This is a genomic window from Acinetobacter sp. YH01008 (genome assembly GCF_013420435.1).
In the GTDB taxonomy this organism is placed as follows: Bacteria; Pseudomonadota; Gammaproteobacteria; order Pseudomonadales; family Moraxellaceae; genus Acinetobacter; species Acinetobacter pseudolwoffii.
In genome coordinates this window covers 114,739-130,600 of the sequence record NZ_VOYD01000001.1, presented here as the reverse complement: position 1 = coordinate 130,600, position 15,862 = coordinate 114,739, and the positions used below count along the sequence as shown (strand labels likewise).

Below are 15,862 nucleotides of genomic sequence, written 5' to 3'. Positions count from 1 at the left end.
ACTTAACAGAATTTATGTCCACCGAAGCAGTTCGGTTGAAAGTTCTGGCCTTTAAGCTCTAAATTTTTCAAAGGAAAATCAAGAAGTGCCGGGTTTTTAATTTCTTTCACATCTAAAGCTCCATCAAATACACAATTCAAAAGACTTCCACATGCTCTGGGTTTTGATGTTAAATCATGATTAATCCCTGCAATGGTTTGTGCTAATACCGCATTAGTAATATCCACACCTTTATTTGGACTAATATCACCAAGATTTACCTCATCCTCGATTGCCATCCACCAACCTTGATTAGCAGCAACGGCAGCACCCGGCCAAAGTATTTTTTGCGATTGTAATGATAAAGATGCTGGGTTATTCAAATACAATGCATGGATTAAGCCAAGATCTTGATCCACTGTAATATCTGTTCTAAGGCCTGTCATATAGCCTGTAATTTGTTTATCCAGTGTAAGCTCAAATAAATCCAGTGGCTTTAAAATGGCCTTTAATGGGCCACTAAAATCAATTCTGTCAACTGTACCAGTCCCCTTTAATTTAACTTCACTCATTCGTGTTCCTGAAACTATAGTGGCTGGAATCACAAATGGCGCATTGGTACTTGTTAAATTAAAAGTATAATCATTCGATTTATAATGAAGTTCCAGATCCTGCCCCAATATTGTTCCCGTAACAGCACCTTCAATATATTTATTGCCAGTTGATGCATAGGTCATTGTTCTTGGATTAGTTACAGCTGTTCCTTTGGCTTCTTTAGTCTTCATATATCCACTAAAACTATTAATACCATTTGGTGTGGCCGTATTTTCTGTACCCATAGTCAGTAGACCTGAAATCTTTTCTGCACTTAAACGGAAACCCAAAACTTCACGTGTAGATGCCTGATTTGGATTTTTTATAGCAAATTGAACAAAAGGATTAGTAATCAAGGCAGAGGTCGCAGCACGATCCATTCCATTTGCAGAATTACCACTTAAGGAAATATGATCAATATCAATATCACAACCAGTTGCACCATTAATTCCTCCACAACCAAGTTGCAGTTTTTTAATATTGGCATTAATTTCCATTTCAGCTTCTAGACCCAATTTATAAAATGAGATATTTCTCTGGTCATATGCCTCTCCCAAATTATCAACTTGGTTAAATCCGGCCTGAACCTCCATTGACAATAAAGCTTGTCCATTAATATTTGAAAGCTCCTGATCTTCTAATGAGGTTAATGCAGATACATGACCACTCAATCCCACCATCGCCGCAACTAGACTCTTTAATATTATTTTTTTCATTTTTCTCATCCTGAATTTAGCGTGGTGTGATTCCCAGCGTGCTACGAATAGTGCCACCAGTCAGTGCAATACTTGCCATGTTTTGCATATTGCCATTGGTCGCCATCGCAAAATTGGTTTTAAATGGTGTCGCGATATTATTTTCATAATTGAGTTTGACCTGATTATCCAACGTTACGGTATCAGCACTGACACGAACTTTCCCATTAACACCCAAATGACCTTCCATCCGGTTAAAGTTGATCGAAGAAACGTTTAATGCTCCTGTTGTTAAATCAATATCTTCATTGGAGATACTAAAGTAGCTACCCAGATTAGCTTTATCTGCACTTTCTTCTGATGTGAGTGGCCTAAATTTAAAGTTTGCATCAAATGACAAAAAGTTGGTATCTGGTGAACTTGCGGTTGGATCTATCCCAGGAATAATCAGAAGCTCACCATTTCCATCGAGCTTAAAGGCAATATTGGTCAGTACATCATCACGTTTAGAAAAATTATCGTGAGGCACATAGCCTCCGCATTTACTGACTGATGCAGTGCTACAGTTATATTTAGATCCTGGTAATTGCCCCATTGCGAGCTCTGCTTTTGCTGCAATCAGTAATTTATCGGCACGAATATAAATCCCTTCATCTTCATAGCCAATAATCCCTTCAGATTTAATTAAAGCATCGATATTTCTAAAGCCTGCATAATAGTTAACAGCTTCACCCTGTACACCGTCCTGACCATCAATCAATATAATTGAAGTTGTACTTGGCAAACCGGTTTTCTTGTCGACCCCGTATCCTTCAGTAGAGGCCATGATGTTATAAGCAATTGCCTGCTTATTATCTGTTCCATAAGTTGTTCCAGACAACGCGACATTGGCATTTAAATTATAAATAGGAATACCAATCCCCCATGAACCGCCATCCCCACCAAGTTCTGTCAAGGAGTTATCTGAAATAAAACGTGCTTTCGCAGCAATTGCCTGAAAGTCCATTCCTCGTACTGCAATAAAAGCAAAATCCTCTCCATCTCCTGCTGTACTCAGTGTCTGTTTCAGTACATCACTACTATGCCCCAAGGTTTTTCGCATATTTTCATTGATGATAAAATCGAGACTTTTAGCCGTAATAGTATTTATATAAATATCACCAAAATCGATATAGGCATTTTTACCATGTAAACTTTCATCAGCATTCCGTGTTGTCAGGGGCCTAATATTGGAGAATTGGACTGCATAGCTTCCATGGCCAGTATGACCAATTTCAAGCACGGTAGGTGCGATGTTGCTTGGGTGACCACTAGCAGCACCAGTAAAGTCGGCAGATAAGCCCAGATGCAACCCCCCTTCACCCACCAGATCGCTATATCCTGCTGCAGTTTTGTCTTGACGCTGTAAAACACCATTTAACTTGTTACTTACATCAAAAGCACCAATCTGGGTTTGATCGGCATTCATGGATAATCTGGCATTGGTCACCGCACCTGAAGCCCCAAGACGCATAATATTTTTACGTTCGTTATTTGGCGTGTTATAACGCAAGTCAATATTAACGCCAGGATTGGTCGGATTAACCCGGCCAACAGCAATATCAGTGGTATCTTCAACACGTTTCAAATCGACGTAATGGTCTTGATTGCCATTTCGGGTAGTGAGTACAACACCTTCATTGGGGTCAATGTACATATAGCCCTGACCCGCAAAATTAAAGTTAAAGTCATTTAAAATCAGGCTATTTTCACCTAGTTTATGACTAATGGTGGCATTTTTAAGTTGAAAATCGATACTGGCAATTGCTTCTTTATTAAATAAACCTGCAGTAGTTTGCAATAGAACACTAAGCGGCGTAGAGGTACTAATCCCTAATGCACCTAGACTTTGACTAGATTGTACGCCAGCAGTCCGAATACTATTCGCAGACTGGCTACATGGATTGGTCGTACAGGCTGTCTTTACCAGTTTTAAATCTGCAGTGGCTTGAAATGGTGAAATACTTGCAGCAAGCCGAAGTCCTGCCCCTTGTGAAGTAGCACCTACATCTATTTCAAGTTGACTAATAATTGGCTTATTATCTTTTCCAATAATTTCAACATTATGTAGACCTAAACCCATTTTAGTACTGGCAGTTGGATTGGGATCATACCAATTGACTTGAGCAATGTTGGCTTTAGAAATTTCATGAGTAATCACCATACCATCTTGTCCAGTGACTTCGCTCAATTCCTGCTCTTCAATGGTTTCAAGTGCATAAGCTTGCTGTATAAGACACATGCATACCGTTAGTAACTTCAACTTTATTGTTGTTTTTTTCATTTTTATATCCTTATGCTGTACTTGACGCTGCGATTAACAACGACTTTGTGCCCCACCTGTACAGTTATAACCAAATATTTTCAAATTACCGGACATATGCAGATTTCCATGAACATTCAATCCCATAAAACCTTTTTCGGCCCCCTTATCAAATGAAGGCACATCTTGTGTCGAGGTAGAAAAACCGCCTTCGGTATTATAGGTGCGTGCTGTATAAGTGTCATAAGTACCTGTATTGGCATAACCTTCTAGTGCACCACCCCCTGTACCCGTTTCAATCGACACTGTACTGAAACCCAAGTTTCTGATTTTCAAAGGTTTTTCATCATAAAAGCTGACTTTCATCGCTGTTTGCGGTTCATTACGATGATTAATGATGGTTGTTCCATCGATAGAAAACTTGTCAATCTGAATCGTGCCCTGAATACCTTTAAATACTAACCATTTTTTATTCCCATTGGCATCGACATGATTATTTGGGGCTATTGCCAAACGGCAAAACTGTTTTGTTGCACCACATGTTGTCGGATCTAAAACATAAAATACTTCTAGTGGATTATCATTTCCATCAAGTCGAGAAATTGTATCTTTGGTTAAATCTGTGGCGTAAATATGATTTAAGGATAAAGTCCAGTTAAGGTCTGCTCCGCCCTGTCCTACTGTCTCAGTTAACTCTTGCTGATTAAGGACTTCCAATCCGGCTTGACTGAGCATAGAGGTACATATCAATGCGCAGAGGGTCAATAATTTGGACATTTTTATACTCCCTTACAGACCAGTTGTTCTAATTTTTAAATGCTGAATCAGTACGCCATCAATGACTGCAGACCCAAAATTCTTACTTATACCATCAGTACTCTTGAATACGACTCCCGTGGAGTTGGGGCCATCTTTGGCGCGCAGCAAATTTGTTCCTGGGATACGCTCTGTAGTCCCTATTGAAATACTACTGTGAGTGGCGTTACGGCCTTGATAAAGCACGGTCGCATCTGAAGCATTATTTTTAATCGGCGTACCACAACTATAGACATTACAGGTTGAACCTTTTAAATCAGATTCTCCTAGTCCACCCCCATAATTCTGATAAATTTGATTATAGATAGCAGGAATATTTGGAATACGTGTCACTTCTAAAATAATATTATTGCCTTCTGAACCGACCACAAAAGGCTGATACATATTACCGAGCACCAGGTTAATATTTGGACTATATAAATATAAACCCTCAGAATCATGAAATATGGGAGCAGCACTTCCGTTTAAGGCTGGGGTCGGGACATTACCATCAAGTGCATCTGTTTTTGCTGCGGTACTTAGACGAATACCTTTACTGTTAAGATTGCTATCGCTACTGCTTAGAGTTTCTGGCCGATCATTGGTATTTAAACGAACGATACTTGCCATTCCTAAAGTTTGATTATAGTCCTTATTATCCGATTCCAAGGTTTGGAATAACCGAACTTGCGAACCATTTAAACTGAGACCATTGGCAACAAATTGCGTTCTTAATCGGTAATTTGTATCAAGCCCTGAAGTGGGCCCACCTGTTATAGGATCGACAACATTAGAGGAATTAAGCTCACGTGCAAAAATATCACTCCAAAACCCCAATTTAATATTATTATCACTTTCATCTGGAGCAATCTTGGCAAGAGGCGCTTCTAGAGCAATATAGCCTACATCTTTAGCAGCGTCCTTAAACTGTTTGACGCTTTCAGTTCCTGCCCGGAATAACCAAGGATTATCTGCAGATCCCCAACTAAAACCCTGATTACTGTATCGCGTGCTCAGCGAGTCATCACTTTTTGATAATGCCAGACCATAAATGAAAACATCTGCCTTGGTACGCAGGCTTCCAATATTGGCATTTTGTGCAGCAGCTTTTGCCATATTTATTGCATTTCGTACAACTTCATCATGCACGGTATTACTGGCTGTTGTTGCCTGTTCTTTCGCATAATCTGCAGCCAACTGATTTAGCATTTCAGTGGTCTTGGCTGCAAGCTGACTATCTACTGTATTTTTAATGACATTTGCACGAACATAGCTTGGAAACTGCTGTTTAAAACTTTGGTAAAAAGGTGAATTTGGAAGATTCGCTGCATAATTATTTCCGTATAACAATTCAATCATTTCCAGAGTATTTTTAAGTGCAGCTGCTTTCGACCGATCAGTTAACCATGGGGTAATTGACTCTTTTGTTGTACCATCATTTACAAAATTCAAGCCAGCTGAACTACCATTATAATAATCAGCATAACGCTGATCATAATACTGTTTCATAATTGGTGAATCGAGATATTGTTGGACTAGACTACCACGATAGCTAGCAGCATATTCAGCTGTAATTTCACTCGCTACGCGGGTGCGATTGTCTGTAATATAAGCATCTCGGCTTGATGCATACGTATCTCCATATACATGGTTATAGATTCTCGCACGTTCAGCTAGATAAGCATTATGGTAAGTATTGCTATAAACTTTATCGTATAAACGCTCCCCTAGCTTTTCATAGTTTTCACCAGTTGGAATAATGCGAATAAAACCCGTATCCGCCTGTCCCGGATTTTCAATACCTCTGGCATAACTGGAACCAGCAGAAATATCTTTAGGGCCTTGAAACACCATTTTAAAATCATCAAGTACGAGCGCAACCCCCTCACCCGTGGTGTCAGAAAGAGAAGAATCTGATAATTCCTGCATCGCATGCGCAGAAGGCAACAGGATTAAACCAATTGTCATTGCTAAATAATTTTTGCGAAATTTAAATAGATCTTTTATCTGAGTCATCTCACTCTTTCCTTTTTATCCGATGCTCCGCATCTTTATGTTTCAGCTTCCCAGCCGCTACATTTTGTTTTTTATGATGCATTGCATCTTTTTTATGGTTATTCGGAATCTATTATGCTGACTTTTAATACAGATGCCAAAGTCAATTGAAGTAAAAACCTGAGTTTCCGATGAATGAAAATCTCAAAAAAATAAACGGGACATATAGTCCCGTTATTCAATATTTTAAACTGCTTAGGTCTTCGGCAAAGTAACGCCAGTTTGGCCTTGATATTTTCCGCCACGATCTTTATATGACGTTTCACACACTTCATCAGACTCAAAAAATAGCATTTGTGCGACACCTTCCCCTGCATAAATACGCGCAGGAAGGTTGGTGGTATTTGAGAACTCTAAAGTTACATGACCTTCCCACTCTGGCTCAAGCGGAGTGACGTTGACAATGATACCGCAACGCGCATAAGTCGACTTGCCCAGGCAAACCGTCAGTACATTACGTGGAATACGGAAATACTCGATGGTACGGGCCAATGCAAATGAGTTCGGTGGAATAATACAAACATCCGATTCAATATCAATAAAGCTGCGTTCATCAAAGTTCTTCGGATCGACAATTGCAGAATGCACATTGGTAAATACTTTAAATTCCCGTGCACAACGCACGTCATAACCATAGCTCGATACGCCATACGAAATCAGCTTTTGACCATTTTCATCCAAACGTACCTGGTTTTCTGCATACGGTTCAATCATGCCGTGTTTTTCGCTCATTTCGCGAATCCAACGATCAGACTTAATTGCCATTGATATAATCCAAAAATCTTAAGAACAAGTTATTGCGACGTACTTTAACTGAAATTGCCCCCAATGAAAATAAGTGAAGCGCTTGCAGCCACAGTGGATAAAAAATTGCTGATAGATATCAGCTTATAAACTTAAAAGTGCAGAATAGCTTAAAGGAATCGAAAAGCTCATTAACACCAGTGATGCGGTTTTTTGCAGGTTTTTTTGATTGAGCCAGCGACTGTTTTTTCTGGCCAGTATTGAGCCGAGGAAAGTCCAGAAGAATGCAATCGGAATCAGCAAAACCAGGAATACTAACATATGAGTCACATAGTGCTGACTGCTTTTCCAGACAATCACCGGAAAGATCGCTGAAGCAAATAAAAGTGCTTTAGGATTTAACAAGGTTGCCAGAAATAGTTCTCGTGCACGAATCGAGACATTTTCAAAATTTTCACTGAGTTCTGCCGTGCGCCATAATTTCACAGCCAGAAAAAGGATATAGCCGGCACTAAACAGCTTGAGAATGGTCGGCAAAAGCGGAAGATGAACGGAAATTTTTCCGATCAGAATGCCCCAAAAGCTAATGGCAATCAGATAGCCAAAGGCTTCAGCAGGAATTAAACGAAATGTTTTTTTAAATCCGACCTGTATGCCTGAAGATGCCAATAAGGTATTGGTTGGGCCTGGTGTTAAAAGAATGGTTGCCACTAAACCAATAAAAAACCATGAAATCATAGTTTGACCTCGCTCTAATCCGCGTAGCATAGAATAGTTCGGTCAATGCTGCAAAAAAATAATTGTAAGAGAACATATAATCAGAATTCACACTGAATTAAATCAATTTAATTCAATCACTTGAAACCATTTTGGGAACTAATACGCAACAGTCATTTCAGTCAATTTTCTTAATTTAAAGCTGTTTATTTCCGTGAATTATTAATAAAAAAGCCCTAACTTGAATTAGGGCTTAAATATGTGAACTCTCTATTTAATGGGTCAATTAGAAAATTCGGCTCTGATCTTTTTCGGCCTTAGGTAGCTGCGCTGCAATTTTTTCTGCAATCAGCATATAGCTTTCGGCTGCATCATCTCCGGCAATGACTGAAGGTGTGCCAGCATCGGCATTTTCACGAATTTCAGCATCTAAAGGTAAGCGACCCAATAATGGAATATGATATTGCTCAGACAGTTTATCTCCACCGCCTGTGCCAAAAATCTGTTCTTCAAAACCACAATTTGAACAGATATGGGTCGACATATTTTCAATCACGCCCATGATCGGAATTTGCACACGGTTAAACAGTTCAATGCCTTTGGTCGCATCGAGTAGGGCCACGTTTTGTGGTGTGGTGACAATCACTGCCCCGGTTACCGGAATGCGCTGTGCCAACGTCAACTGGATATCCCCTGTACCGGGTGGCATATCAATCATCAGAACATCAAGATCTGGCCATAAGGTCTGGTTAAATAATTGCATCAATGCACCGGTGGCTTTCGGTCCACGCCAAGCCACTGGAGTATTGTGATCACCAGTTAAATGGCCAATCGATAACACTGCCATTCCATAGGCTTCGATAGGGACAAACTGTTCCGCTTCGATCATCGGCGTTTTGCCCGCATTACCGAGCATGGTCGGAATACTCGGACCATAAATATCGGCATCCAGCACACCGACCTTTAAGCCTAATTTTTGCAGAGCCAGTGCCAGATTCACTGTAGTCGTCGATTTACCTACACCGCCCTTGCCGGATGACACCAGAATCACATTTTGAATACGTGGATGTTTTGGTACATCACGTTGCTGAGGTGCAGCTTTTTGAATCGGTGGATTATTGGGATCAGCTTCTTCTTGTTTTGCAGGCTGAGCGGAGGCATCCACCACAGGAGGAAGATTGGGTTTTGCTTCTGCTTTAGGCTGACTGGAACAGCTTTCACCTTCGGCATGCTTATGCCCGCAGCCATCCGATTTATGACTTTTAGGCCCGGTTTTTTGCTGAATCACATGCATATTCAATTCTTGAATACCACATTTTTGCAAAGCTTGCGCCAGTTCATCATGGATTTGTTGCAGATCTTGTTTTTCTTCAGGATAAGTATTTAAGGTGATTTGTAGGATCTCAGCTTGAACATTGACCTGAGTAATACGCTGTTTGAGCGGATCATTTGAATTTGGCAACAGATAGTTTTGCAATACTTTTTGCACAGCTTCTTCGTTCACCTCCTGCGAAGGTGAAAAGACCGATTTGAGCGAAGAAAGCCACGACATAGGTTACTCCAAAACTATAGATAGATATCCGAATGGCATAGTTTAACGGGGTTTTCGCTTAAGGTTAAGCACTCTGCCGAGAAGATCGAAGAGATATCTGCAATTTCCAACCATTTTACTTGGTTTTGTTGGATTGTAGCGGATAGGCATGCTAAAAGTGAATCAATCAAAGTAAAGCCAACTGGATTCTTTTTGATGTGAAAAGAATTTTTATTGATTTTAGGTGTAGCAAGCCACTTTAACCTTCTTTGATTAAAGTGGCTCTACAATAATCACAGTCTATTTATGATTTTTATTATTTTCAGACTTGTGCTGCTGATCCTTGGCATTTTTATCCTGATCTTCTTTAGATTCACTCTTGTCAGACTGACCTGATTTCGATTCTGAATTTTGAGCTTTGGCATCTTTTTGCTGATCAGAATCATTGCCCTGAGATTGATTTTCTTTCATTTTATTCATGCTATCAGCCGCCATCTGTTTCAGCTCACCCAGCTTGGTAGAGGCTTCACTGACTAACTCAGTAATCTTCTGTTTTGTATCTTCAAACTTATGTACAGCCTCATCTTTTAAATTGGCCATGCTTGCCTGTTGATCGGTCTGAGCTTCTTTAGCATTTTGTTTATCTGACTGATTCGATGATTTATCTTCAGTGCTATGATCAGCTTTTGCCTTTTTTGCGTCATCTGAACCTTGATCATCATTTTTCTGACCGTTGGACTTGCCATGTTTTAGCTCATTCAGAAGTTTTTCGCCTTTTTGTAATAGCTCCTCACCAATCGCAATGGCCTTCGCTTTTAAATCATCCATCTTAAAGCTTTCAGTTTTGTTATCTGATTGCTCATTTTTCGAATTATCTTTTTGATCAGATGGCTGCTCTTTAGAGGCTTCATCCTTCGATTTCGAGTCAGCGCCTGTATCTTTAGAGTTTTGTTTGCTATCAGAATTTTCATCAGTCTGGTGTGGCTTTGTGTCTTGTGTATCATGCGACTGATTGTGCTTCTGGTCATTCTGGTTTTGCTTTTGCTCTTCTTTGGCTTTCTGATTTAATTGTTTCTCATGTTGTTCTTTGTCTTGATTTTGCTTTGAACTATTGCTCTGGTTCTGCTGAGTCATGAGGTACCCTCCTTAGGCATATCATATAAACAATCAGCCATTTTTTAGCACAAAGTGTGGAGCAAATCGGGCGCAGTAAGCAAACTGCAACAAAGCCTGTACATGTTGTTGCTATTGTTTGCAGTCTGTAGCATGAGCTGCGCCCAATCAGTATTGCAAAGATGAATAATCCAACTCTTTTGGATTCTGGCGATTCAAGTCCATCGATTACTTGAGGTTTCGACAAAGCCTGTCAGCACATTTTCTTTGGCTTCTCATTCAAATGCCGTTATAGCATAGTTTCCAAAGCCAAAGAATCAGTGTTGCCAATTCACAGCAGATGTTTATAGGATGCAAATGCATCAGGAGATATTATTTCAAGTCAGACACGCAAGGTGCTCATAAAGCTGAGCGCAGAGAACAACCAGATCAACAGAATGAAGCTGCGTGCTTGATTGAAGTTGTCGACATCTGTGCCATGTAGCATGTTATGACGGCTCATGGTCACATTCGAGCTTGAATCCATTTTATAGGCAGCAAGTTCAGCAAAATACGGATTCAGTTCAATCGCAATTTTAGACTTATGCCACAGGCTTTTAATTTCATTGCCTTTTAAACCCGGTACGATTTTATAGACATCGACAAACTTGGTACCATTTTGCTTTAAGAAGCCTGCTTTGATCAGGATATCTGTCAAAATACCTTCGAGCTGCGCATAGACATTTGGAATACAACCGCTGTAAAAGCCAAGTTTGTACATTTTCAAGCTTTCAAGCAGCACCAAACGGCGCTTGGCTTTGATGTCTTCATCAATCTCTAAGGCATCAAAGGCTTTCAGCATTTCAGTTTGGAAATATTCGCTATTGATCATATCGAGTAGCTTAAATTGCTCAATATCTTCAAACTGGTGAGTGGCCGGCCAAAAATGCATCAAATTTAAAGCATCATTGGCAAACTTCGCGCCAATCGGTTGATCGAGCTGATCTGCCAGCACTTGGAAATAAGCATCTTGCGCGACTAAACCCGATAAGTTTTTGATTAAAAGTGTATGTTCATCTGCCGAGATGTCTTCAAGATAAGCTTCTGCATCTTTTAAAATCTGACTGCCCAACTGTTTTTGACTCGCTGCATTTTGTTTAATACGCGTGACAGGTTGGTCAAAATCAAAATCATCTTCGTCAATCATGGTTTTCTAGCTCAAAGCTTTTAGATCAATGGCCTATTATCACTGTTATTGGCAACGCAATATAGAGAAATCTACATTTCCAAGACATTCTGTAAATACAAAGACCTTTCGACACGAATTCGCGGTGAAATGGAATTGATTCGCTTAAAGGATTGCTTTGTATTCGGACCTGCATCAGGTAAAATCATCCACCTTGCATAATATACGAATGAGAGAGTCATATCCGTGCGTAATATCTTAGTCACTAACGCCCTTCCATACGCCAATGGCCCGATTCATATGGGTCACCTACTCGGTTATATCCAAGCTGATATTTGGGTACGTGCGATGCGTGCAATGGGTCATGATGTGACTTATGTCTGCGCGGACGATGCTCACGGCACAGCCATCATGTTACGTGCTGAAGCCAACGGGATTTCACCGGAAGCACAAATTGCCAACGTGCAAAAAGAACATATTCGTGATTTTGACGGTTTTGCAGTGCACTTCGATCATTATGATTCTACCCATAGCGATACCAACCGCGCACGTGCATCTGAAATCTATCTCAAAAACCGTGATGCCGGCAATATTGCGGTTCGTCCTGTCACCCAGCTTTTCGATCCTGAAAAAGGCATGTTCCTCTCAGACCGTTTCATTAAAGGCACCTGCCCGAAATGTAAAGTAGAAGATCAATATGGCGATTCATGTGAAGTTTGCGGTGCAACTTATAATGCAACCGAATTATTGAACCCACATTCGACTTTAAGCGGTGCAACACCTGTCGAAAAATCATCTGACCATTACTTCTTTAAGTTGCCGAATTTTGGTGAATACCTGCAAAAATGGACACGTGATGAAGGCCGCTTACCGGTCTCGATTGCCAACAAATTAGATGAATGGTTTGAAAATGGCCTGAACGATTGGGATATCTCGCGTGATGCGCCATATTTCGGTTTTGAAATTCCAGACGCACCCAACAAATACTTTTACGTGTGGGTCGATGCGCCAATTGGCTACATGTCGAGTTTTGAAAACTATATCAAAACCAAACGTCCTGATTTAAGCTTTGATGACTACTGGAAAAAAGATTCTAAAAATGAGGTGTATCACTTCATTGGTAAAGACATTGTGTATTTCCATGCGCTGTTCTGGCCGGCAATGCTAGAAGGTGCTAACTACCGTACGCCATCAGGTTTATTTGTAAACGGTTTCTTGACTGTCAATGGTCAGAAGATGTCGAAATCTCGCGGCACATTTATTAAAGCGGAAACCTATTTAGAACATTTAAACCCTGAATATTTACGCTACTACTTCGCGTCGAAACTTTCGGATAAAGTTGAAGATTCTGACTTGAATCTGGATGATTTTGTGCAGAAAGTAAATTCTGACTTGGTTGGTAAAGTGGTCAACATTGCCAGCCGTTGTGCGAAGTTCATCAATACTAAATTTGACAATAAATTATCTGCAACTTGTGCAGAGCCTGAATTGGTTCAAAGCTTCATTGATGCGGGTGATTCAATCGCAGCGCAATATGAGTCACGTGAGTTCTCTGCTGCGATTCGTGAAATCATGGCACTTGCAGATAAAGCCAATCAATATATCGATGAGAAAAAGCCTTGGGCGCTGGCGAAGCAGGAAGGCCAGGAACAACAAGTACATGACGTATGTTCTGTCGGTATTAACCTGTTCCGTCAATTGGCTGTTTATTTGGCTCCGGTGTTGCCAACACTGGCGCAACAAGTTCAAGATTTCTTGCAATTAGAATCTTTCAACTTCGCTTCTCGTGAAACGATTCTGCTGGGTCATGAAATTGCATTGTTCCAACCATTGATGCAACGTGTAGATCCAAAAGCGGTTGCTGCCATGGTCGATGCATCTAAAGATTCTTTAGCTGCTCCTGCTGTTGAACCAGCTAAAGCTGAAAAGAAAAAAGAGAAGAAGGTCGAGAAGAAAGCTGAACCTAAAGTCGGTGAAGCTGAAATTATTGGCATCGAAGACTTTATGAAAGTTGACCTACGTGTGGCTGAAGTTCTTGAAGCAGCTATAGTTGAAGGTTCTGACAAACTGCTTCAACTCACTTTAAACGTTGGTGAAGCTGAGCCACGTAATGTGTTCAGTGGTATTCGTGAGTTCTATCAACCTGAAGACCTAAAAGGTAAATTGGTGGTGATGGTGGCTAACCTTGCGCCACGTAAGATGCGCTTTGGTATTTCAAATGGTATGGTTTTAGCTGCGGGTAATGGCGACGGCGTTTGGGTGATTTCACCTGAATCTGGTGCTCAACCGGGTGATAAAGTTTCTTAATTTTTAGACCTAAATATAAAAATCCCCTCAATTGAGGGGATTTTTTACTGCTGAGGACTTATCGAATTCTGTGAAAAATTCGGAGATCTTGGTCCATATAACAAACCTTTTTGCTGATTCAACCGTGGCGAATACAACAATTGACTTACCGTACCTGATAGTACATACGCCTTATCACTTAAATGATTCGAGATTTGATCCACCAAAGCACCAACCAACATACCCACTAAACCAGCATTATTATTGCTGTTAGCAAGGATCTGCTTTTCTGAACCTTCCCAAAGAAGTTGACCAGTTTTTAAATCAACCAATTTAGCTTCTACAGCTACCGTAGCTACCGTTTGAATCACTTGATACTTCGAACCATACTCTTTTACTTTCACATACAAAGCAGCATCAGCGCCAAAAATCTCTTGTAGCTTTTGAGTGCTTACTGTTTGAGCATCAGAACCGTTATAAATACCATTTTCCTTAAACATCGTATCGACAACGCTAATAGGGAAAACGTAATAACCTGCCTCTGCAACAGGAACAGTTACTGTTGACCAATAACTATAAATTGCACGTGTATCAGGAGATTCATTCACAGGTGGCATCACCAAAATAGACTTTGGCATATGCGCGGTGTAGCTGCTTAAATCACGCGTATTTTTAGGGGCTACTGCACAACCTGTAACTAACAATGTTACTGCAACTAAAGCGAATAAATGTTTTAACTGTTTCATTTTTTCGCTCCTGCAATAATAGTTTGACTTGTCATTTTTTTCAGTAAACGATCCATCAAAACAGTTGATTCTGGATAAACCTGACGCTCTAACTCAAAATACTCTACTGCTCGTGGGCCATTATTAAGATTTAAATTTAATAGCCCTAAATGTGCATATAAACCCGGGGGCACAGCCGCATTTTTAGCTTTAGCCTTCTCTATATCTTTTTCAAGTTTAGCAATCTGCTCTTGAGGAGAGGTTTTTTCAGGAACACTTAACAACAAATAAGTTTGTTGCGGATATGTACCCCAACTATATAAAGATTTAGGACCACTTGCACAACCAACCAAACTTAGTGACATCACAGCACCAAGTAATAAAAAAATATTTTTCACAGAATAATCCTATTACTTGTTTGACCATTTACCAGTCTGTAAATCAAGCACAAGATTATTCACTGCTTCACGTACAGCTAAATCTAAAACCTTACCGTTTAATGTTGAGTCATAAGATGCGGTCGAACCAAAACCAAGCACTTCACGCTCACTTAACGCATACTCACCTGCACCTTGTACTGAGTGAACCACTTCTGCAGTTTTTACATCAACTACATTAAGATTAACTTTTGCATAAGCGATTTGCGTTTTACCACGACCTAATACACCAAATAATTGGTGATCACCTACTTCTTTACGACCAAATTCAGAAACATCCCCTGTTAGTACAAAACGTGCGCCTTTAATTGATTGTGTTGATTTTCCAAATCCTGCTTCTTGTTGCAATTCAGATAAATTATCACGATTTAAAACAGAGAAATAACCCGTTTGCTGCAAATGAGTTTCTAAAATTGTTTTTGCTTGCCCCCCCAGACGATCTACATTGTCAGAAAAAATCCCGCGCATATAACTTGAACGGTTATCAAATTTCCCAATAGAAACTGCAGTTTTAGCGCCCGTATATTTTACTTGTGCGGTTGCAGCTGTTACTTGCGGTGCTTGTATTGTTTTTGAGGTTTCAGTTGTTGAACACGCTGTTAAAGCTAAGCAGGTTAAAGAACAAACGAGTGCTGTTTTTTTCAAAATATTAGGGTCTGTTGACATTTTCTGTTCAAAAAAATAGCGAGAAAGTAAAATTTAATCGCCAAACCAAATTTACTTC

13 protein-coding genes are annotated in these 15,862 nt (G+C 40.1%); 1 reads left to right on the top strand and 12 read right to left on the bottom strand.

Going from position 1 to position 15,862, the window contains the following annotated elements; all coding sequences use genetic code 11:
* Positions 1-2: 2 nt before the first annotated feature.
* The 9 genes from FTT75_RS00635 to FTT75_RS00595 form a co-directional block, all read right to left on the bottom strand.
* Complete coding sequence (locus FTT75_RS00635; protein WP_159516130.1) at positions 3-1,289, bottom strand: hypothetical protein; 1,287 nt, start codon at positions 1,287-1,289, stop codon at positions 3-5.
* 16 nt (positions 1,290-1,305) lie between these two features.
* Complete coding sequence (locus FTT75_RS00630) at positions 1,306-3,591, bottom strand: DUF6160 family protein (RefSeq protein ID WP_180185785.1); 2,286 nt, start codon at positions 3,589-3,591, stop codon at positions 1,306-1,308.
* Positions 3,592-3,624: 33 nt separating this feature from the next.
* A complete protein-coding gene (locus FTT75_RS00625; protein ID WP_180185784.1) occupies positions 3,625-4,347 on the bottom strand; it encodes a hypothetical protein in 723 nt (240 codons plus the stop codon).
* A gap of 12 nt (positions 4,348-4,359) precedes the next feature.
* The gene (locus FTT75_RS00620; protein ID WP_159138282.1) at positions 4,360-6,381 is read right to left on the bottom strand and encodes a hypothetical protein; all 2,022 of its coding nucleotides are present in this window, start codon (positions 6,379-6,381) and stop codon (positions 4,360-4,362) included.
* 234 nt (positions 6,382-6,615) lie between these two features.
* A complete protein-coding gene (dcd, locus tag FTT75_RS00615; RefSeq protein WP_004280726.1) occupies positions 6,616-7,185 on the bottom strand; it encodes a dCTP deaminase in 570 nt (189 codons plus the stop codon).
* Positions 7,186-7,308: 123 nt separating this feature from the next.
* Positions 7,309-7,902: a LysE family translocator gene (locus FTT75_RS00610; RefSeq protein ID WP_100329137.1), complete on the bottom strand. Its 594-nt coding sequence runs from the start codon at positions 7,900-7,902 to the stop codon at positions 7,309-7,311.
* Positions 7,903-8,167: 265 nt separating this feature from the next.
* Complete coding sequence (gene apbC, locus FTT75_RS00605) at positions 8,168-9,433, bottom strand: iron-sulfur cluster carrier protein ApbC (RefSeq protein ID WP_005097862.1); 1,266 nt, start codon at positions 9,431-9,433, stop codon at positions 8,168-8,170.
* Between the two features lie 279 nt (positions 9,434-9,712).
* Entirely contained in the window at positions 9,713-10,546 is an 834-nt protein-coding gene (locus tag FTT75_RS00600) for a hypothetical protein (protein WP_180185783.1), read from the bottom strand.
* Between the two features lie 361 nt (positions 10,547-10,907).
* Entirely contained in the window at positions 10,908-11,711 is an 804-nt protein-coding gene (locus tag FTT75_RS00595; RefSeq protein WP_100355579.1) for a hypothetical protein, read from the bottom strand.
* A gap of 225 nt (positions 11,712-11,936) precedes the next feature.
* Between FTT75_RS00595 and metG the strand changes: the two genes are divergently transcribed.
* On the top strand, positions 11,937-13,997 hold the full coding sequence (gene metG / locus FTT75_RS00590; protein WP_180185782.1) for a methionine--tRNA ligase: 2,061 nt from the start codon (positions 11,937-11,939) through the stop codon (positions 13,995-13,997).
* Between the two features lie 44 nt (positions 13,998-14,041).
* Here the strand turns inward: metG and FTT75_RS00585 are convergent, their stop codons facing one another.
* From FTT75_RS00585 to FTT75_RS00575, 3 genes are read right to left on the bottom strand one after another with little or no spacing between them, the layout of a single operon-like run.
* Positions 14,042-14,722 carry a GNA1162 family protein gene (locus FTT75_RS00585; RefSeq protein WP_005097867.1) on the bottom strand — a complete coding sequence of 227 codons (681 nt, stop codon included), beginning with the start codon at positions 14,720-14,722 and terminating at the stop codon, positions 14,042-14,044.
* Positions 14,719-15,066: a DUF4810 domain-containing protein gene (locus tag FTT75_RS00580; RefSeq protein WP_171304303.1), complete on the bottom strand. Its 348-nt coding sequence runs from the start codon at positions 15,064-15,066 to the stop codon at positions 14,719-14,721. The genes FTT75_RS00585 and FTT75_RS00580 overlap by 4 nt, the downstream gene beginning before the upstream one ends.
* A 45-nt stretch (positions 15,067-15,111) precedes the next feature.
* A complete protein-coding gene (locus FTT75_RS00575; protein WP_257230313.1) occupies positions 15,112-15,804 on the bottom strand; it encodes a CsgG/HfaB family protein in 693 nt (230 codons plus the stop codon).
* Positions 15,805-15,862 lie beyond the last annotated feature (58 nt).